The sequence below is a fragment of the Streptomyces sp. RLB3-17 genome, assembly GCF_007113425.2.
Lineage (GTDB): Bacteria > Actinomycetota > Actinomycetes > Streptomycetales > Streptomycetaceae > Streptomyces > Streptomyces mirabilis_D.
The window spans coordinates 8,284,360-8,303,400 of the sequence record NZ_CP041610.2 but is presented as its reverse complement, the minus strand read 5'-3'; the positions used below and the strand labels follow the sequence as shown (position 1 = coordinate 8,303,400).

Annotated in this window: 15 protein-coding genes; 4 read left to right on the top strand and 11 right to left on the bottom strand. The window is 69.8% G+C overall.

The annotated features are described in order from the left end of the window. Positions 1-24: 24 nt before the first annotated feature. Positions 25-2,103, bottom strand: coding sequence for a flotillin family protein (locus FNV62_RS37390; RefSeq protein ID WP_143628411.1), 2,079 nt, complete (start codon positions 2,101-2,103; stop codon positions 25-27). Between the two features lie 71 nt (positions 2,104-2,174). After that, on the bottom strand, positions 2,175-2,789 hold the full coding sequence (locus FNV62_RS37385) for a hypothetical protein (protein WP_054237150.1): 615 nt from the start codon (positions 2,787-2,789) through the stop codon (positions 2,175-2,177). A 252-nt stretch (positions 2,790-3,041) separates the two neighbouring features. Between FNV62_RS37385 and FNV62_RS37380 the strand changes: the two genes are divergently transcribed. After that, entirely contained in the window at positions 3,042-4,100 is a 1,059-nt protein-coding gene (locus FNV62_RS37380) for a PucR family transcriptional regulator (protein WP_097286548.1), read from the top strand. A 10-nt stretch (positions 4,101-4,110) separates the two neighbouring features. Here FNV62_RS37380 and FNV62_RS37375 read toward each other — a convergent pair whose 3' ends face one another. Beyond that, positions 4,111-4,848 carry a flavodoxin family protein gene (locus FNV62_RS37375; protein WP_054237148.1) on the bottom strand — a complete coding sequence of 246 codons (738 nt, stop codon included), beginning with the start codon at positions 4,846-4,848 and terminating at the stop codon, positions 4,111-4,113. A 163-nt stretch (positions 4,849-5,011) separates the two neighbouring features. Here FNV62_RS37375 and FNV62_RS37370 point away from each other — a divergent pair, with 163 nt between their 5' ends. Beyond that, positions 5,012-6,703 (top strand): acetolactate synthase large subunit, encoded by a 1,692-nt coding sequence (locus FNV62_RS37370; RefSeq protein ID WP_143609396.1) that lies wholly within the window; start codon positions 5,012-5,014, stop codon positions 6,701-6,703. Positions 6,704-6,797: 94 nt separating this feature from the next. Here FNV62_RS37370 and FNV62_RS37365 read toward each other — a convergent pair whose 3' ends face one another. Beyond that, positions 6,798-8,126, bottom strand: coding sequence for a class I SAM-dependent RNA methyltransferase (locus tag FNV62_RS37365; RefSeq protein ID WP_097289250.1), 1,329 nt, complete (start codon positions 8,124-8,126; stop codon positions 6,798-6,800). 139 nt (positions 8,127-8,265) lie between these two features. Continuing rightward, positions 8,266-10,317 carry an APC family permease gene (locus FNV62_RS37360; protein WP_097286546.1) on the bottom strand — a complete coding sequence of 684 codons (2,052 nt, stop codon included), beginning with the start codon at positions 10,315-10,317 and terminating at the stop codon, positions 8,266-8,268. A gap of 382 nt (positions 10,318-10,699) precedes the next feature. Between FNV62_RS37360 and FNV62_RS37355 the strand changes: the two genes are divergently transcribed. Further along, positions 10,700-11,371 carry a potassium channel family protein gene (locus FNV62_RS37355; protein ID WP_054237133.1) on the top strand — a complete coding sequence of 224 codons (672 nt, stop codon included), beginning with the start codon at positions 10,700-10,702 and terminating at the stop codon, positions 11,369-11,371. Continuing rightward, on the top strand, positions 11,371-12,048 hold the full coding sequence (locus tag FNV62_RS37350; protein WP_054237132.1) for a potassium channel family protein: 678 nt from the start codon (positions 11,371-11,373) through the stop codon (positions 12,046-12,048). The genes FNV62_RS37355 and FNV62_RS37350 overlap by 1 nt, the downstream gene beginning before the upstream one ends. 128 nt (positions 12,049-12,176) lie before the next feature. Here FNV62_RS37350 and FNV62_RS37345 read toward each other — a convergent pair whose 3' ends face one another. From FNV62_RS37345 to FNV62_RS37320, 6 genes are all read right to left on the bottom strand, one after another. After that, the gene (locus FNV62_RS37345) at positions 12,177-12,944 is read right to left on the bottom strand and encodes a DUF3159 domain-containing protein (protein WP_060900258.1); all 768 of its coding nucleotides are present in this window, start codon (positions 12,942-12,944) and stop codon (positions 12,177-12,179) included. A 3-nt stretch (positions 12,945-12,947) separates the two neighbouring features. After that, positions 12,948-13,346, bottom strand: coding sequence for an OB-fold nucleic acid binding domain-containing protein (locus tag FNV62_RS37340; protein WP_079090087.1), 399 nt, complete (start codon positions 13,344-13,346; stop codon positions 12,948-12,950). 112 nt (positions 13,347-13,458) lie between these two features. Further along, the gene (locus FNV62_RS37335) at positions 13,459-14,142 is read right to left on the bottom strand and encodes a response regulator (protein ID WP_054237129.1); all 684 of its coding nucleotides are present in this window, start codon (positions 14,140-14,142) and stop codon (positions 13,459-13,461) included. Further along, positions 14,139-16,676 (bottom strand): sensor histidine kinase, encoded by a 2,538-nt coding sequence (locus tag FNV62_RS37330; protein ID WP_143603153.1) that lies wholly within the window; start codon positions 16,674-16,676, stop codon positions 14,139-14,141. Before FNV62_RS37330 ends, FNV62_RS37335 begins: the two co-directional genes overlap by 4 nt. Positions 16,677-16,918: 242 nt before the next feature. Next, the gene (locus tag FNV62_RS37325) at positions 16,919-17,617 is read right to left on the bottom strand and encodes an ABC transporter ATP-binding protein (protein ID WP_143603152.1); all 699 of its coding nucleotides are present in this window, start codon (positions 17,615-17,617) and stop codon (positions 16,919-16,921) included. An 86-nt stretch (positions 17,618-17,703) separates the two neighbouring features. Then, entirely contained in the window at positions 17,704-18,882 is a 1,179-nt protein-coding gene (locus FNV62_RS37320; RefSeq protein WP_054229933.1) for an alginate lyase family protein, read from the bottom strand. Positions 18,883-19,041 lie beyond the last annotated feature (159 nt).

Here is a 19,041-nt window from a genome sequence, read left to right as displayed (position 1 = left end):
GCGGCTCCGGACCCGGCTTGGCGGTCAGGCTCCGACGCTGCCGTTCAGGGCGGCGAGTGGCAGGTCGGAGAGCCCCAGCTCACCTGCCTTGTCGAGCAGTTGCTGCACCTGCCCGGTGCCGGCACCGCCCGTCTTCATCAGCTTCGCCAGCAGCGCGGAGACCGTCAGGTTCTGCACGTCGGCCGTGGACACCGAGCCGAGGATGCGGCTCAGGTCGTCGGTGAAGCTCGACGTGCCGTCCAGCCACGGCTTCGCCAGCGCCTGCGCGGTCTCGGAGTGCCGCATGAAACCGTCCACGCCCTTGCCGAGTGCGATCGAGGAGACGAGGCGGTCGAAGAAGACCGACTCGCCGCCGACGATGTTGATGTCGGCGTTCTCCAGTCCGGTGGCGAGCACCGTGGCCTGCGCCTCGGCGACCTGCCGCTGGACTTCGAGTCCGGCCAGCCGGATCTCCTTCTCGGCCTGGATCCGCAGCCGGTACTCCTCGTGGCCACGCGACGCGTCGTCCAGCGCCGCCATCGCGACGGCCTTCTGGCTGAGGCCCTCCGCCTCGGCCTTGAGCTTCTCGCCGATACCGGTGGCCTCGGCGAGCGCCTTGGCCCGCGAGCCCTCGGCCTCGGCGCGCAGCCGGGCCTCGGTGCCCTCCGCCTCGGCACGCAGCCGGGCCTCGGTGGCCACGGCTTCGGCACGGCCGGCCTTCTCGGTGACCTCGGCCGCCTTGTCGCGGACCTGCACGTCGGCGAGGCCCGCGGCGGCGGACTCGGCCTGGATGCCCTCGGCGAGCCGCAGTTTGGCCCGCGCGTCGAGGTCGGCCGACTTCAACCGGGCTTCCGCAAGGGTCAGTTGCTCGGCGGCGCGGTGCTTGGCCGCGGTCTCCGCCGCCTCGGCCGCCTTGATGTCCTTGACCAGCTTCTCCTGGGCCTGTGCCTCGGCGGCGATGATCACGGTCTGCCGTCCGCGCTCGGCTTCCTCCACGGCCCTCAGCTTCTTGATGGACTCCTCCTGCTCGGCGACCGTACGGTCCACCGCGACCCGCTCCCGGATGACCTCGGCGATCTCCCGCCTCTCGGCCTCGACCTCCTTGTCGGCGGCGATACGCGTCAGGCCCGTCTCCCGTTCCCGGGCGATGACCTCCAGCAGCCGGTCCTTCTCGATGCGCTCGTTCTCGACGGCGATGACCCGCTCACGGTTCTTCTGCGCGACGGCGATCTCGCGGGCCTGGTTCTCGCGCTGGATGCCGAGCTGCTCCTCGGTACGGATGAACGCGCCCTGCGAGCCGAGCCGTTCCTCCTCCTGCACCTTCGCGGTCGCGGCCTCCTCGCGGGCGCGGAGTGTCTCGACCTCGCGCCGCTGCTTGATCTCGGCCTCGGCCTGCCGGCGCTCCAGCTCCAGGATGGTCTCCCGGGCGTCGACGTTCTGCCGGGTGATCTCCTTCTGCTCGGTGCGCTGGAACTCGTTGGTGCGGACGTGCTCGATCGCCGTCAGTTCGGTGATCTTGCGGATGCCCTGGGCATCGAGGATGTTCTGGTTGTCGAGCTGCGTCATCGGCGTCTGCTCGAGGAAGTCGATGGCCGCGTCGTCGAGGTGGTAGCCGTTGAGGTCGGTGCCGATGACCTGGATGATCCGGTCCCGGAACTCCTCGCGTTTGGTGTACAGGTCGACGAAGTCCAGCTGCTTGCCGACCGTCTTGAGGGCCTCGGAGAACTTCGCCGCGAAGAAGTCCTGGATCGCCGCCGCGTCGCTCGCGGTCTCGGTGCCGATGGCCTGCGCGACCTTGATGACGTCCTCGACCGTCTTGTTGACCCTTACGAAGAAGCTGATGTGGATGTCGGCGCGGATGTTGTCCTGGCAGATCAGACCCTCGCGGCCGGTGCGGCGGATCTCGATGGTCTTCACCGAGATGTCCATGTACTCGGCCTTGTGCAGCACCGGCAGCACCACGGCGCCGGTGAAGGTGACATCCACCTTCTTCGTCTTGGAGATGATCAGCGCCCGCCCCTGCTCCACCTTGCGGAACAGCCGGCCGACCACCAGCAGCATGGTGATGGCGATGAGGAGGACAACGGCGACGAGCACGCCGATGCCCAAGGAGATGACATCCATGGCAAACGTCCTTGAGGCGTAAGGAACTTCAAGCGGGTGAGAAGGTGCGGCGCGAAGCAGGCACGGGCGACTCAGGTGCCGTGGCCCCGCGGGTCGAGCGCCGTGTCGTACGGCGCGACCCAGAAGAACTCGCCGACCTCGTCGTAGGCGTACAACAGGCCGGTACTACCGCTGGTGAGGACCTCGTCCGCGGTCTGGCGCACCTGCACCACCGCGGTGGAGCCGTCCTTCGCCGCGACCTCGGCCTGCCCGAACCCGGCGTCCACCCGCCCCGTGCGGATGGTGCAGGTGAGTCCCACGAAGTCCAGCCGGGACGGCCCCGGTTCATCGTGGAAGAGGTGGCGCAACGGCCGTACGAGCAGGCGGGTCACACGCCAGGCGATCAGCAGTGCCCCCGCCAGGACCACCAGTCCGGCCGACCCGCGGACCATCCCGGAGGACGCCAGGGGATCGAGCAGGACGGTCGCGCTCAGACTCAGGAACCAGCCGATCGCGGTCACCAGGGAGAAGACGACCGTGACCGGGACCCCGCCCATGCCCCAGGCGTCGAAGTGCACATGTCCGTCGAAGCCGTGCGACTCCGCCGCTCCTACGGCGACCAGCAGCCAGAAGCCGACGACCACGACGAGCGCGGCCGTGAACAGGATGGTGGGAAAACCGCTGACAGCCACGAGAAACGACCACATGCCCCCCACCCCCCCCCGCTCGTCGTGTTGTGCTGCCTGCCTGTTCCGGTGGCGCACGGCTCCCCTCCGGCTGTCGGTGCCGGACACCGCCAGGCGTCCGGCACCGAGACCATCCGCCGTGCTCCCCTGCGCTCATCGTGCATGTCAGGTACCGACCAGCGCATTGCCGGTTCCCGGCAGTGTTCACTAGGGTCTGCATGCCGGTCGCCGCTAAGAAGTCGTCACCGGGCCGTCAAGAAACCGGGGGACGACGTGACGGGGCACGACATACCCGAGGACTATCTGAGCGGCTATGCCCTGCTCCTGGCGGAGGCCTCGGCCACCGGTCGGCGCCTCACCCGCGACGAGATCGAGTCACGCCGCGCCCTTGGCGAGCGGGCCGCCAACGCCGGCCACGGCCTGCGCGCCCTCGTCAGCGCTCATCTGTCCGCGGCCCGCGCCGCCTGGCCCACGACGCCCGGCTCGGCCGACAGCACACTTGCCGCGATCCAGCAGGTCATCGACGCCTTCGCCGAGGGCTACGAACGGGCACAGTTCCTCGCCGTACGGAAAGAGGAGGCGGCGCGCCGCGAGTTCATCGACGACCTCCTCTACGGCCGCAGCGATCTGGGGCGCCTTGCCGAGCGCGCCGAGCGCTTCGGCCTGCGCCTCTCCCACGCGCACGCCGTCGCCGTCGCGCAGGGCACGACCGCCTACGACGAGGGCGCTGTAGTGCCACGACAGGTGGAACAGGCCCTCATCGCGCGCTTCGGCGACCGCAACATCCTGCTCACCACCAAGCACGGCCGGATGCTGTGCGTCGCGCCCGGCGACCAGGACGACGTCCTCACCTACTTCGCCAAGCGGGCGTACGCGGCCACGGACGGCGGACGCATCGCCATCGGCCGCCCCCAGCCCGGCCCCGGCGGGGTCGTCCAGTCCTACGAAGAGGCGCTGAACACCCTCGAACTCGCCGAACGCCTCGAACTCGACGACCCGGTACTGCGCGCCGCCGACCTGCTGGTCTACCCCGTCCTCACCCGGGACCGCCAGGCCATGGCCGACCTCGTCCTCGACGCCCTCGGCCCGCTCACCACCGCCCGCGGCGGCGCCCAGGTCCTCCTGGACACCCTCACCGCGTACTTCGACTGCGGCTGCGTGGCGGCCGAAGCGGCCCGCCGTCTCTCCCTGAGCGTGCGCGCCCTGACCTACCGCCTGGAACGCATCCACAAACTCACCGGCGCCAACCCCGCCGACCCGGCCCACCGCTACATGCTCCAGACGGCGGTCATCGGCGCCCGACTGCTGAACTGGCCCGCCCAGAGCCTGTGACCCGGCCGACTCAGCGGTGTTCGGGGTTCTCGTAGTCGCGGTGACAGCCGGCGTCCCACGCGGTGCGCTGGTTGCCGTATGCGGGAATGCCGCCGAGGTCCTTCAACGCCCGGGCCAGGTGCAGCAGGTTCCAGGTCATGAAGGCGGTGTTGCGGTTGGTGAAGTCGTTCTCCGGGCCGCCCGAGCCGGGGTCGAGATACGAGGGGCCGGGACCCGCCTCGCCGATCCATCCGGCGTCCGCCTGGGGAGGGATGGTGTAGCCCAGGTGCTGCAGGCTGTAGAGGACGTTCATGGCGCAGTGCTTGACGCCGTCCTCGTTGCCGGTGATCAGGCAGCCGCCGACGCGGCCGTAATAGGCGTACTGTCCGGCCTCGTTGAGCAGGCTGGAGCAGGAGTAGAGGCGTTCGATCACCTGCTTCATCACGGAACTGTTGTCGCCCAGCCAGATGGGGCCGGCCAGCACGAGGATGTCGGCCGCCAGGACCTGCCGGTAGAGGTCCGGCCAGGCGTCCGTCTCCCAGCCGTGCTCCGTCATGTCGGGCCACACACCGGTGGCGATGTCGTGGTCCACCGCCCGGACGACATCGACGTGCACTCCCTGCGCGTCCATGACGCCGACGCTGCGGTCGATCAGCCCCTGGGTGTTGCTCGTCTCCGGCGAGCGCTTGAGGGTGCAGTTGATCACCAGAGCACGCAGGTCGTCGTACCGGGCCGGCGGTGCGTCGGTGGCGGGCGACGAAGCGGTCACACGGTCCTCCCAGAGCCCTGCCCCCGCACGGCGCACGACGGCACGTCCACAACTGGATCCAGCGTGCGGGCCGACCACGACGGGCGCCACCACAACGCCTCCGAATGGCCCCGCCGGCGGCTGACGAGTGGCCGGGGCAGGCGGGCGTGCCTACGTTCGTCCCATGGGCAGCGAAGACGCGACCGGGTCGCGGAACACGGCAGCGGTGGAGGACGTCGCGCACCTGTTGGTGCGTTGTCTGCGGGCCGAGGGTGTGGAGTACGTCTTCGGGATTCCCGGTGAGGAGAACATCCGCTTCGTCGACGCCCTGAACGGCTCCGGGATCCGGTACGTCCTGGTGCGCCACGAGCAGGCCGCCTCGTTCATGGCGGAGATCTACGGGCGGCTGACCGGCCGGGCCGGGGTGTGCTCGGCCACGCTGGGGCCCGGCGCGATCAATCTGCTGCTCGGCACCGCCGACGCCACGACCAACAGCGCGCCGATGGTCGCCCTGGCCGCGCAGGGGTCGCTGCGCCGCACCCACAAGGAGTCGCACCAGGTCATCGACCTCGTGTCGATGTTCGCTCCCGTCACCCAGTGGGCGGCCCAGATCGAGTGTCCGGACGCGGTGCCGGAGATGACACGCAAGGCGTTCAAGACCGCGCAGAGCGAGCGTCCCGGCGCCGTGTTCCTGGCCGTGCCGGAGGACATCGAAGCAGCGCGTCCGACCGAGCCGCTGGCACCCCTGCAGATCGACGCGGTGCGCGCCGACGCGCCGTCCTCCTCCCAGATCGCGCGGGCGGTCGAGGTGCTCACCACGGCGCGGCATCCCGTCGTGCTGGCGGGCCACGGTGCCGCCAGAGCCGGGGCCTCGGCCGCCCTGGTGCGGTTCGCCGAGGGGCTGAACATCCCGGTCGCGACCACGTTCCACGGCAAGGGCGTCTTCCCCGACGATCACCCGAACGCTCTCGGCGCGATCGGCTTCATGCGCCACGACTACGGCAACTTCGGCTTCGACGCGGCCGACGTACTGATCTGCGTGGGTTACGAGATCCAGGAGTTCGACCCGGTCAAGATCAACCCGAACGGCGACAAGCGGATCCTTCACGTGCACCGCTTCCCCGCCGAGGTGGACGCCCACTACCCGGTGGCAGTGGGGGTCAAAGGGGACCCCTCAGAGGCGCTGGACGCACTGGCGGCAGCGCTGCCCGAGGGGCTCACCTTCGACTCGGGAAGCAGCGAGAAGATCCGTACGCTCCTCGACGAAGAACTCCAGTACGGACGCGACAGTGACGCGTTCCCCCTGGTGCCGCAGCGCGTGGTCACCGATGTCCGCACCGCGCTGGACCGCCACGACATCGTGCTCGCCGACACCGGCGCCGGAAAGATGTGGATGGCCCGCCTCTACCCCGCCTACGAACCGGACACCTGTCTGGTCTCCAACGGCCTGTCCACCATGGGGTTCTCACTGCCGGGCGCGATCGCCGCCAAGCTCGCCCGGCCGGACCGACGCGTCCTGGCGATGATGGGCGACGGCTCGTTCCTGATGAACTCGCAGGAACTGGAGACCGCCGTCCGCGAACGCGTCCCGCTGGTCGTCCTCGTCCTGGTGGACGAGGAATACGGCCTGATCACCTGGAAGATGGAACTCGAACTCGGCCGCCACAGCCACACCCGGTTCACCAACCCGAACCTGGTCGCCTACGCCGAAAGCTTCGGCGCACGCGGCTACGCGATCGAGTCCGCCGACCAACTGCTGCCCGTGCTGCGCCGCGCCCTCGACGACGACACGGTCTCCGTGATCGCCTGCCCGGTCGACTACTCCGAGAATCTGCGCCTGACCGACAGACTGGGCACGCTCCAGGGCCCGTTCTGACCGCAGGCCCCGACCGGGTGCGACACGTCGCGGGTGGATGCCGTGCTCCCGTAGCGCCCGCACCGCGCCTCGTACGGACACGCAAAACGGCGGGTCAGGAGCCCTTTGCCGCAGGCTCCAGAATCGCCACGCACTCCACATGATGCGTCATCGGGAAGAGATCGAACGCCCGCAGCGTCCGCACCTTGTACCCGCCGTCGCGGAAGTACCCGAGGTCGCGGGCGAGCGCCGCCGGGTCGCAGGCGACGTAGGCGATGCGGCGGGCGCCCAGGGCGGAGAGGTGCTCGACCGTCTTCTTGCCGGCGCCGGCGCGGGGCGGGTCGAGGACGATGAGGTCGACCTCGGTGATGCCGGTGCGCGGGAGGACCGACTCGACCTTGCCCTGTTCGATGCGGACCCGGTCGAAGGCGGTGAGGTTGTGCCGGGCGTCCTCGACCGCGCGCTTGCCGGACTCGATGCCGAGGACCGCGCCCTTGTCGCCGAGGCGGTCCGCGAGGGCGCCCGCGAAGAGGCCGACACCGCAGTACAGGTCGAGCGCCATCTCGCCCTTGCGCGGCATCAGGCCCTGCATGACGGCCTTGACCAGGGTGTCGGCCGCCATCGGGTGGACCTGCCAGAAGCCGCCGCTGCCGACACGGTACGTACGGCCGTCGGCCCGCTCGCGCACGAACGCGCGGCCGTGGACGCGGTGGATGCCACCGTCGTGCTCCTCGACGCGCATCACGGAAACGGGCTTGTCGAGTTCCACGAGGGGCAGGCGGGCGCCGGGGCGGGGCTCCAGGATGACCATGCGGTCCTGGGAGCCGGTCGCGGCGATCGCGTCGACCGAGGCCATGCCGGACCAGTCGCGCTCCTCGATGCCGAGTTCACTCACGCCCGGCGCCGCGATCATGCAGTGCTCGATGGGCTCGACCTCGTGCGAGCGGTGGCGGCGCAGTCCGGCGTTGCCGTCCGCGTCCACGGCGTACTGGACGCGCGTGCGCCAGGCCGGGACCTCGCCGGCGGGCAGCTTGTCGCCCTCGGCGGGCATCACCGTGCCGTCCCAGCCAGCCTCCTCGGGCGTGAGGCCCGCGAGCCGCTGCAGCTGCTCGGCGATGACCTCCCCCTTGAGGCGGCGCTGCGCGCCCGGCTTGGCGTGCTGCCAGTCGCAGCCGCCGCAGCGGCCGGGACCGGCGTAGGGGCAGGGGGCTTCGACGCGGTCCTTGGACGCCGAGAGGATCGTCACCGCGTCCGCGCGCAGGTAGCGCGCGCCCTCCTCGCCCTCCGTGACACGCGCGACGACGCGCTCGCCGGGCAGGGCGTGCCGGACGAAGAGGACCTGGCCCTCGTCCGTACGGGCGATGCAGTGCCCGCCATGGGCCACGGGGCCGATCTCGACCTCGTACTCCTCCCCCACCAGCGATTTCTTCGGTTCTGCCTGCATGGCGGGGTGACTCCAGATGCGAAAGGGGATGAGGAAGGGGTCGCGGAACCGCGAACGGCCGGACAACAGCCCACCAGTCTACGTGGACGTTGCCCGGCCGCTCACCACAAAGCTGTCAGCCTCTGCGATGGCAGGGCCGTCAGCCCTTGGTGTTCGAGGACTCCTTCGGGCGCTCCTCCGCCGGACCCCGGCGCACCGCACCCGGCGCGTTCCACTCCTGCCGCTTGCGGGCCCGGTTCCTCGCGACCTCCGAGGACTCCAGCTGGTAGGGCACCGAGGTGACCATCACACCGGGCGTGAACAGCAGCCGGCCCTTGAGCCGCAGCGCGCTCTGGTTGTGCAGCAGATGCTCGTACCAGTGGCCGACCACGTACTCGGGGATGATGACCGAGACCGCGTCGCGCGGGGACTCCCGGCGCAGGCCCTTCACGTACTCGATGACGGGCCGGGTGATCTCGCGGTACGGCGAGTCGAGGACCTTCAGCGGTACGTCGATGCCGCGCCGCTCCCACTCCTCGCGCAGGGCCTTGGTCTCGGCCGGGTCGACGTTGACGCTGAGCGCTTCGAGGGTGTCGGAGCGCATCAGCTTGGCGTAGGCGAGGGCACGCAGGGTCGGACGGTGGATCTTGGAGATCAGGACCACCGAGTGGACGCGGGAGGGGCGGACGCTGTCGTCGGAGGGGCCCTCGGGTGCGGCGATCTCCTCGGCGACGCGGTCGTAGTGCTTACGGATCGCGCTCATCGTCGCGTAGAAGATCACCATGCCGAGCAGGGCGACCCAGGCGCCGTGCGTGAACTTGGTGACGAGGACGACGACCAGCACCAGGCCGGTGAAGAAGGCGCCGAAGGCGTTGATCGCGCGGGAGCGGATCATGTGGCTGCGCTTGGCCGGGTCCTTCTCGGTGCGCAGGTGGCGGTTCCAGTGCCGGACCATGCCGGTCTGGCTGAGCGTGAAGGAGACGAAGACGCCGACGATGTAGAGCTGGATCAGCCGGGTCGAGTCGGCGCCGTAGATGACGACCAGGAGGGTGGCGGCGCCCGCGAGCAGGACGATGCCGTTCGAGAAGGCGAGGCGGTCGCCGCGGGTGTGCAGCTGGCGCGGCAGATAGCGGTCCTGGGCGAGGATCGAGCCGAGCAGCGGGAAGCCGTTGTACGCGGTGTTGGCCGCGAGGAACAGGACCAGCGCGGTGGCGGCGGCGAGCACGATGAACAGGAAGCTGCCCTTGCCGAAGACCGCCTCGGCGACCTGTGAGATCACCGGGTTCTGGACGTAGCCGGAGCCGATCGGGACGCCGTTGTGGATCAGGTCGGTGGCCGGGTTCTCGGCCATCCGGACCTTCGTCGACATGGCCAGGGCGATGATGCCGCAGAACATGGTGACGGCCAGCAGGCCCATCGCCGCGAGCGTCGTCGCGGCGTTCTTCGACTTGGGCTTGCGGAAGGCGGGGACACCGTTGGAGATCGCCTCGACGCCGGTGAGCGCCGCGCAGCCGGAGGAGAAGGCGCGCAGCAGCAGGAAGACGAGCGCGAAGCCCGCGAGCCCCTGGTGCTCGGCCTTGATGTGGTAGTCGGCGGTCGGCGCGCGCATGGTGTCGTTCAGGACGAGCCCGCGGAAGGCGCCCCACGCGATCATGATGAAGACGCCCGCGACGAAGACGTACGTCGGAATCGCGAAGAGCTTTCCGGACTCCTTGACTCCGCGCAGGTTCATCAGCGTGAGCAGCACGATGACGACGACGGCGCACAGCACCTTGTGCTCGACCACGAAGGGGATGGCGGAGCCGAGGTTCTCGATGCCGGACGAGATCGACACGGCGACGGTCAGGACGTAGTCGACGAGCAGCGCGCTGGCGACGGTGAGGCCGGCCCTGGGGCCGAGGTTGGTGTTGGCCACCTCGTAGTCGCCGCCACCACTGGGGTAGGCGTGCACGTTCTGCCGGTAGGAAGCGACCACCGTGAACATCAGCACGACGACCGCGAGCGCGATCCAGGGGCTGAAGTGGTAGGCCGACACGCCCGCGATGGAGAGGACCAGAAGCACTTCCCCAGGTGCGTAGGCCACGGAGGAGAGCGGGTCGGATGCGAAGACGGGGAGTGCGATGCGCTTCGGCAGCAGGGTTTCCCCGAGCCGGTCACTGCGCAGTGCGCGCCCGATCAAGATCCGTTTGGGCACGTCGGTCAGTTTGGACACGCAGAGGATCGTAAGCGTTCGAACGGGGGGTCGCCCACCCGCCGCTCGACATCTGCTCTCCGAGTGAAAACGGGGAGGGGCCCCGTTGCGGATTCCGCGGCCTCGCACTTCCGCATGCCTATATGACAAAGCCCCTGTTTATCCCACTATGGAGGTTCCATGCACGTGACCGCTGAGCTCATCGGCGCCACCGCAGGACTCGTCGGCCTCGGAATCCTGACTCTTCTCAGCGTGCGCAGCTTCAATCGCCACTGATCCCCGAGAACGCACAGGCGAACGTGCACAAGGGGTGCCCCTGATCGACCGCGCGTGTGTAGCTTGGGCGGCGGTCTGAGACCCTGTTTAGCCTGAGCCGTAACCATTTACATTCGGAAGGACGGTCGTGCACATCGTCATCATGGGCTGCGGAAGAGTGGGTTCCGCCCTGGCCCAGACCCTGGAGCAACAGGGGCACACGGTCGCTGTGATCGATCAGGACCCCACCGCCTTCCGACGACTGGGCTCCGGCTTCGGCGGCCGTCGTGTCACCGGAGTCGGCTTCGACCAGGACACCCTGCGCGAGGCGGGCATCGAGGAGGCAGGCGCCTTCGCCGCCGTCTCCAGCGGTGACAACTCGAACATCATCGCCGCCCGGGTGGCCCGCGAGATGTTCGGCATCGAGAACGTCGCGGCGCGCATCTACGACCCGCGCCGCGCCGAGGTCTACCAGCGTCTGGGCATCCCGACCGTCGCCACCGTCCGCTGGACGGCCGACCAGATGCTGCGGCGGCTGCTCCCCTCGGGTGCCGAGCCGCTGTGGCGCGACCCCACCGGCGGGGTGCAGCTCGCCGAGGTGCACGCCTCCGCCGCCTGGGTCGGCCACAAGATCAGCCGCCTCCAGGACGAGACCGGGGTGCGTGTGGCCTTCCTCACGCGGCTGGGCGAGGCGATCCTGCCCACCTCTCAGACGGTGCTGCAGGAGGGCGACCTGGTGCACGTGATGATGCGCACGGACGACGTCGAGAAGGTCGAGGCGTCGTTCGCCGAGGGCCCCGAAGAGGAGAGCGGTCACTGATGAGGGTCGCCATTGCCGGTGCCGGTGCCGTCGGTCGCTCCATCGCGGGCGAGCTCCTGGAGAACGGGCACGAGATTCTGCTGATCGACAAGGCGCCGACCGCCATCTCGGTCGAGCGCGTCCCGCAGGCGGAGTGGCTGCTCGCCGACGCCTGCGAGATCACCTCGCTGGACGAGGCGGCGCTGCAGCGCTGCAACGTGGTCATCGCGGCCACCGGCGACGACAAGGTCAACCTGGTCGTCTCACTGCTCGCGAAGACCGAGTACGGCGTCCCGCGCGTCGTCGCCCGTGTGAACAACCCGAAGAACGAGTGGCTGTTCAACGAGGCCTGGGGCGTGGACGTGGCGGTCTCCACCCCGCGTCTGATGTCGGCCCTGGTCGAGGAGGCCGTGAGCGTCGGCGACCTGGTCCGGCTGCTGCGCTTCAGCCACGGCGACGCGAACCTGGTCGAGCTGACCCTCCCGCCGGAGTCGGCCCTGGCCGGCACGCAGGTCGGCGACGTGGAGTGGCCCGAGGACACCTCCCTGGTCACGATCATCCGCGGCACCCGCGTCCTCACGCCCTCCCAGGAGGACTCCCTGGAGGCGGGCGACGAACTTCTCTTCGTCGCCGCCCAGGCCCGCGAGGAACAGCTCGAGGACCTGCTCTCGGTCCGCCGCGACGACGCGACGAGCTAGTCGGCTCCGACAGCTCCGATACGACGTCGGGGGCGCCCGGAGATCTCCGGGCGCCCCCGACGTCGTACGGGGAACCACGTGGTGCGGGGAACCATGTGGTGCAGGGAACCACGTCGTACGGGAAACCCCTACGCGTCGCGGCGGTGACGGCCGGCGGTGGCCTCGTCACCGGACTCGTTCCCGAGGGCGGCCTTGCGCTCCTTCTCGGCCTGCTCCTCCGCCTCCATCTCGGCGAACACGTCGATCGGGGCGGGGGCCTTGGCCAGGAACACCCAGGTCAGCCAGACGGCGAGGAGGAAGGGCGGGATCTTCAGCGTGATCAGGACCCAGCCCAGTTGCGCCGTGTTGGCCCACCAGTAGAGCGGGAAGAGGATCGCGCACTTGGCGAGCAGGATCAGGCCCCAGGCCCAACTGGCCTTCGCGTACGCCTTCTTGCGGCCGGGGTTGCGGGTGCGCCAGGAGAGGTTCTCCTTGAACACCGGGCCGAGGATCAGACCGATCAGAGGCACGCCCGCGAGGGTCGTGACGATGTAGGCGATGGCCAGGCCGAGCGTGTAGAGCATGCCCGGCAGATAGAAGTCCTTGGCGTTGCCCGTCATCATCGCGAACACCACGCCGAAGGCGACGCCGAAGACGCCGCTGAAGGCGTGCTTGACGGTGTCCCGCATCGCGAGGCGGACCACGACCAGCAGCAGGGACACCCCGAGGGCGGCGATCGCCGACCAGTGCAGGTTCTTGTTGATCGTGAAGATGGTGACGAAGAGCAGGCCGGGCACCACCGTCTCGACCATGCCCCGCACGCCGCCGAACGCCTCGAAGAGTGCGGCCTCGGTCACCGCCCGCGCATCCTGCTGGGCGGCCTGGGCGTCTTCGGTCGGCTTGTCGAGCGACGTCACCGGCTACTCCCGTCCAAGGGGTCTGAGTTCGTACTTCGGATTGAACAGCACCCTACGGCCCCGGCTCATCGAGATCCGGCCCGAGGCGATCAACTTGCGTCCCGGCTCTATGCCCACGATGGAGCGCCTGCCGAGCCAGACCACGTCCAGGGCGGCCGAACCGTCGAACAGCTCGGCCTCCAGGGCCGGGACTCCGGCCCGTGGACGCAGAGTGACCGTGCGCAAGGTACCAGTAACCGTGACGATCTGTCGGTCGTGGCAGTCACCGATCCGGGTACAGCCCGCGGTCTCGGAGTCCTCGCGCAGCTCCTCGGACTCCAGGTCCTCCTGGGATGAGGAGAGCCGGTCGATCATGCGCCGGAACCGGCCCGCCGGCTTTTCGGAACGAGGAACAGCACTCATACCGAAAGCGTACCGGGGAGCACTGACGTCGGTTGAACGCGTGCGCCCACCAGTGCTCTTCCGCGCTGTCCTTCCTGCATCCCTACCCGCTGTGTACCCCTTCCCGCGAGGACTACTTCTCGAACCGGTATCCCATCCCCGGCTCCGTGATGAAGTGCCGAGGATGCGAGGGGTCCACCTCGAGCTTGCGGCGCAGCTGTGCCATGTAGACCCGCAGGTAGTTGGTCTCGGTGCCGTACGACGGTCCCCACACCTCCTGGAGCAGCTGCTTCTGGCTGACCAGGCGGCCGGTGTTGCGCACCAGCACCTCCAGCAGGTGCCACTCCGTGGGGGTGAGCCGTACGTCCCGTCCCTCCCGGTTGACCTTCTTGGCGGCCAGGTCGACCGTGAAGTCCTCGGTGTCGACGACGACGTCGTCCTCGCCGCCCCCGGTCGGCTCCGCGCGGCGCACCGCGGCGCGCAGCCGGGCCAGCAGTTCGTCCATGCCGAAGGGCTTGGTGACGTAGTCGTCGGCGCCCGCGTCGAGCGCCTCGACCTTCTCGTCCGAGGAGTGCCGGGCCGAGAGCACCAGGATCGGCACCCGGGTCCAGCCGCGCAGCCCCTTGATCACCTCTACGCCGTCCATGTCGGGCAGCCCGAGGTCGAGAACGACGACATCGGGATGGCGGGCGGCGGCGAGCTGGAGCGCGCCGGCGCCGTCGGCGGCCGCGTCGACCTCGTAGTGCCGTGCCTTCAGGTTGATCACGAGGGCACGTACGATCTGCGGCTCGTCGTCGACCACGAGCACCCTGGTCATGAAGCCTGCCTTTCTGCTGTTGCCGTGGCCAGGTCGGGCAGGCTGTCCACCGCCCGGACCGTGAGCACCATGGTGAGTCCGCCGCCAGGGGTGTCCTCGGCGTTCAGTGTGCCGCCCATCGCCTCGGCGAAGCCCCGCGCGACCGCGAGCCCGAGACCCACGCCCGCGCCGCGGGGAGCGTCGCCGTAGCGCTGGAAGGGCGCGAAGATGCGGTCCTTGGCCTCGTCGGGGACGCCTGGGCCGCGGTCCACCACGCGTACCTCCACCCGGTTCGCCATGGCGCTCGCGGACACCAGGACCGGTTCGTCGGTGGGGCTGTACTTGACGGCGTTCTCGACGAGGTTGGCGACCGCGCGCTCCAGCAGACCGGGGTCGACGGCGACCATGGGGAGCGTCTCGGGGATGTCCAGCTCGGCACTGTCCTCCGGTACGCCGCCCAGCGCCATCGGGACCACCTCGTCCAGGTCGATCTCGCGGATCAGCGGGGTGACCGTGCCGGTCTGCAGGCGGGACATGTCGAGCAGGTTGCCCACGAGGTGGTCGAGCCGGTCGGCGCCCTCCTCGATCGCCTCCAGGAGCTCCGCCTGGTCCTCCTCCGACCAGGCCACGTCGTCGGACCGCAGCGAGGACACGGCGGCCTTGATCGCGGCCAGCGGGGTCCGCAGGTCGTGGCTCACGGCGGCCAGCAGCGCGGTGCGGATGCGGTTGCCCTCGGCCAGCTCCTTGGCCTGGTCGGCCTCGTGCTGGAGGCGCTGGCGGTCCAGGACGACCGCGGCCTGGGCGGCGAAGGCGGCGAGCACCCGGCGGTCGGAGGCGGGCAGGACGCGTCCGGAGAGCGCGAGCGCCATGTGGTCGCCGACCGGCATGTCCACGTCCGCGTCCTCGGGCCGCTTCGGCGACCGGGGGCCCACACTGCCCGCGCACGTCCACGGGTCGACGTCGCCGGCCCGCTCCAGCAGGGCGACCGACTCCATGCCGAAGGTCTCCCGGACCCGCTCCAGCAGGGCCTCCAGGCTGGTCTCGCCGCGCAGCACGCTGCCCGCGAGGAAGGAGAGGATCTCCGACTCGGCGCGCAGCCGGGCCGCCTGGTGCGTACGCCGGGCGGCGAGGTCCACGACGGAGGCCACGGAGACGGCGACCCCGACGAAGATCGCGATGGCGACGATGTTCTTCGGGTCGGCGATCGTCAGCCGGTGCAGCGGCGGCGTGTAGAAGTAGTTCAGCAGCAGCGATCCGAAGGCCGCCGAGGCGAGAGCCGGGAAGAGCCCGCCGAGCAGCGCCGCCGCGACCGTCACCGTCAGGAACAGCAGCATGTCGTTGGCGAGGCCGAGGTCGATGGTGTTCAGCAGCAGGGCCAGCACCACCGGGCCGCCCACGCCGACCACCCAGCCCCAGATGATCCGGGAGCGGCCGAGCCGCGCACCCCGGGCGACCGGCAGGCCGCGCCCCTTGGCGACCTCGTCGTGGGTGACGATGTGGACGTCGAGGTCGGCGCCCGACTCCCGGGCGACGGTGGCGCCGACGCCGGGCCCGAAGACGTACTGCCAGGTCTTGCGGCGCGAGGAGCCGAGCACGATCTGGGTGGCGTTGACCCCGCGCGCGAAGTCGAGCAGCGCGACCGGTATGTCGTCCCCGACGACGTGGTGGAAGGTGCCGCCCAGGTCCTCCACCAGCGTGCGTTGGACCGCCAGTTCCTTGGGCGAGGCGGAGGTCAGTCCGTCGCTGCGGGCTATGTAGACGGCCATGACCTCGCCGCCCGCGCCCTTCTCCGCGAGCCGCGCGGCCCGGCGGATCAGTGTGCGCCCCTCGGGACCACCGGTCAGCCCGACCACGATCCGCTCCCGCGAACCCCAGATCTTCGAGACCCGGTGCTCACTGCGGTACTCGGTCAGGTACTCGTCGACCCGGTCGGCCACCCACAGCAGCGCCAGCTCGCGCAGCGCGGTCAGGTTGCCGGGCCGGAAGTAGTTGGACAGCGCCGCGTCGACCTTGTCGGACTTGTAGATGTTGCCGTGCGCCATACGACGGCGCAGCGCCTGTGGCGACATGTCGACCAGCTCGATCTGGTCCGCCCGCCGTACGACCTCGTCCGGGACGGTCTCGCGCTGCCGTACGCCCGTGATGGACTCCACGACGTCGCCCAGTGACTCCAGGTGCTGGATGTTGACGGTCGAGACGACGTCGATCCCCGCGGCGAGCAGCTCTTCCACGTCCTGCCAGCGCTTGGCGTTGCGGGAGCCGGGGACATTGGTGTGCGCGAGTTCGTCCACCAGGGCGACGGCCGGGGCACGGAGCAGCACGGCGTCCACGTCCATCTCGGTGAAGGCGGAGCCGCGGTAGTCGAGATGCTTGCGCGGAACCTGCTCCAGGCCGTGCAGCATCACCTCGGTGCGCGGCCGGTTGTGGTGTTCCACGAAGGCGACGACGCAGTCGGTGCCCCGCTCCACCCGGCGGTGCGCCTCCGAGAGCATCGCGTACGTCTTGCCGACGCCCGGTGCCGCACCGAGGTAGATCCGAAGCTTGCCGCGTCCCATGGCCCCATTGTCTTCCTGTCACCGCTGTATACGCAGCGTCGACCTTACGGCCAACAATCTCGACAAATGGGGTGGGAAGTCGGCGGACGGCCGTCTTTGACGCAACCCTGATGCGTCGCTCGACGCCACCCGGATGCGCCGGCCGACACCACCTTGATGCGCTGGTCCGGGCCCTGCTCGGCCCCGCACTCGGCCCCGCACTCGGCCCCGCACTCGGCTCAGTGCTCGGCTCAGTGCTCGGCTCAGTGCTCGACGATCTCTCCGTCGCAGAGCTCCAGGACCCGATCGGCCAGGTCGAGCGGGGTCGCCCGGGAGGGGGCGACCAGCGCCGTCACCTGTTCGCCGTGGACGAGTGTGTGCAGCAGCTCCATCAGGGCACGGCCGGTCGCCGCGTCGAGTCCGGCCGCGAACTCGTCGGCGACGAGGAGCGCGGGGTCGCCCGCGAGGGCGCGCGCGATCGCCACGCGCTGTTGCTGCCCGCCGGTGAGCTCCCCGGGTCGGCGCGCCGCGTGGTCGGTGAGCCCGACGAGGGAGAGCAGTCGCGTGATCCGCTCCTCGCGCGCGTGCTCCGCGATCCCGCGCAGCCGCAGCGGCACACCGATGTTCTCGGCGACGGTGAGCAGCGGGATGAGCCCGAGGGGCTGGAAGACGAAGCCGATCCGGTCCCGGCGCAGTTCCAGCAGGCCGTCCTCGCCGAGCCCCTCCAGTGCGAGCCCGTCGACGGTGATCCGCCCCGCGTCCGGTTCGTCGAGCCCGCCGACCAGGTTGAGGAGTGTGGTTCTGCCGGACCCGGGGCGGCCGGTGAGGGCGACGAGTTCGCCACGTGGCACGTCGAAGGAGACTCCGCGCAGGGCGGGTACGACGTCGGCTCCACCGCCGTACCAGCGATGCACGTTCTCGACGCGCACCATGGTCTTCGTGGCGACCTCGACCTGGCTCATGTCCCTCCCCGGTCAGCCGGGCGATTGCCTCCCCCGCCGTGCGGGCGTCCCGGTGACGGCACCGGGGCGCCCGGCCGGAGAGGGCGTCAGTTGGGGTTGTCCCCGTCGGTGAGAGTCTCCCAGGCGACGAAGAGGTTGTTGCTGCCGGACGGCCGGTTCTGCTCGGTCAGCTTCTGGGTGTTGGTCATGGCGATGCCCAGGCGGTTGTGCAGGGCGTTGTAGCCGGTCTCGGTCACCGGACCCAGCCCGAGGGTGAGGGAACCACCACACAGCCAGCTCGGCACCGCCTCGCCCAGCTGGTATTTCGACTGGAATCCGAGCGCCTGCCGCAGCCGCTCGCCGACATCGGTGCCGTACAGGTCCTCCCCCTGGATCCGGCTGGTCTCGGCGATGTGCGAGATGGCCGAGATGCCGTACCCGGTGTGCGTGAAGTCGCGGCAGGTCTCCTGAGTGAGGCCGGTGACGAAGGTGGACTGCCCCTGCCAGTAGTTGACGATCTTCGCGGTGGTGTCGAGGTTCTGGCTCGGCACGGTCTTGGGCAGCGCCCCGTCGGAGGAGAGGTAGACGTACGCGGCCGTACGGGTCCGGAACTTCGCGATGGCCTTGTCGTACGACGTCCGGTCCTCGAGGAAGACGGAGATGCCGACGGCGGCCTCCATCATCGACAGTTCCCAGTTCCCGTTGGAGTTGGAGCCGTTGATGACCTCGGGGAGGTAGACGGTGCGCAGCATGGTCGCGAAGCGGCCGGAGTTGGCCCAGGTGCCGGTGTAGGTGTACTTGATGAGCTCGGCGGCCTTGGGCCAGGAGGAGCCGGCCCAGCCGGTCTGCAGGGGCGCGTTGCTGTTGGTGTGCTCCTTGATCACGGCCGACCATGCGTCCATCAGAGCGATCGACTTCTTCGCGTACCGGTCGTCGCGGGTGATGTACCAGGCGAGGGCGTCGGTGTACGCGGCTATCGCGTCCTCGCGCTCGTCCGTGCAGCCGTAGTTGGGGTTGGAGTAGGAGCCGCACTCCACGGTCGCGCGGGGCTTCGGGACGCGGTTCAGGTCGGCGTACTTGCTCGCCATCATCTGGTCGTACGCGGCCTTCCAGGGCTGGGCCCCGGCGTTGACCTGGGTGCGGGCGAAGTCCAGCTGGCTCTTGGAGACCGTCACTCCGGGGTGCGCGAAGGTGACGGGGGCGGCGTCGGCCTGTCGGGCGGCGGGCCAGACGAGGGCGCCCGCGACGAGGGCGGTGACGGTGGCGAGGAGTGCGGTACGGCGCATGGTGGGGGGCCATCCGTTCTCGTATGTGAACGATGAACGCCTGCGTGAACATAGGCGCTGGGCCGAGACCATAGGTACAGACCAACTGCCCGTCAAGGGATCTCGCACGAGAACCCGCCGAAGGGTCCGCGCACACGAAAGGGCCGCAACCCCCGTCGA

Bases quoted from the DNA above. Each gene is read 5' to 3' on its own strand.
- FNV62_RS37390 (WP_143628411.1), bottom strand. From the start codon at position 2,103: ATGGATGTCATCTCCTTGGGCATCGGCGTGCTCGTCGCCGTTGTCCTC.
- FNV62_RS37385 (WP_054237150.1), bottom strand. From the start codon at position 2,789: ATGTGGTCGTTTCTCGTGGCTGTCAGCGGTTTTCCCACCATCCTGTTC.
- FNV62_RS37370 (WP_143609396.1), top strand. From the start codon at position 5,012: ATGGGCAGCGAAGACGCGACCGGGTCGCGGAACACGGCAGCGGTGGAG.
- FNV62_RS37365 (WP_097289250.1), bottom strand. From the start codon at position 8,126: ATGCAGGCAGAACCGAAGAAATCGCTGGTGGGGGAGGAGTACGAGGTC.
- FNV62_RS37350 (WP_054237132.1), top strand. From the start codon at position 11,371: ATGAGGGTCGCCATTGCCGGTGCCGGTGCCGTCGGTCGCTCCATCGCG.
- FNV62_RS37340 (WP_079090087.1), bottom strand. From the start codon at position 13,346: ATGAGTGCTGTTCCTCGTTCCGAAAAGCCGGCGGGCCGGTTCCGGCGC.
- FNV62_RS37335 (WP_054237129.1), bottom strand. From the start codon at position 14,142: ATGACCAGGGTGCTCGTGGTCGACGACGAGCCGCAGATCGTACGTGCC.
- FNV62_RS37330 (WP_143603153.1), bottom strand. From the start codon at position 16,676: ATGGGACGCGGCAAGCTTCGGATCTACCTCGGTGCGGCACCGGGCGTC.
- FNV62_RS37325 (WP_143603152.1), bottom strand. From the start codon at position 17,617: ATGAGCCAGGTCGAGGTCGCCACGAAGACCATGGTGCGCGTCGAGAAC.
- FNV62_RS37320 (WP_054229933.1), bottom strand. From the start codon at position 18,882: ATGCGCCGTACCGCACTCCTCGCCACCGTCACCGCCCTCGTCGCGGGC.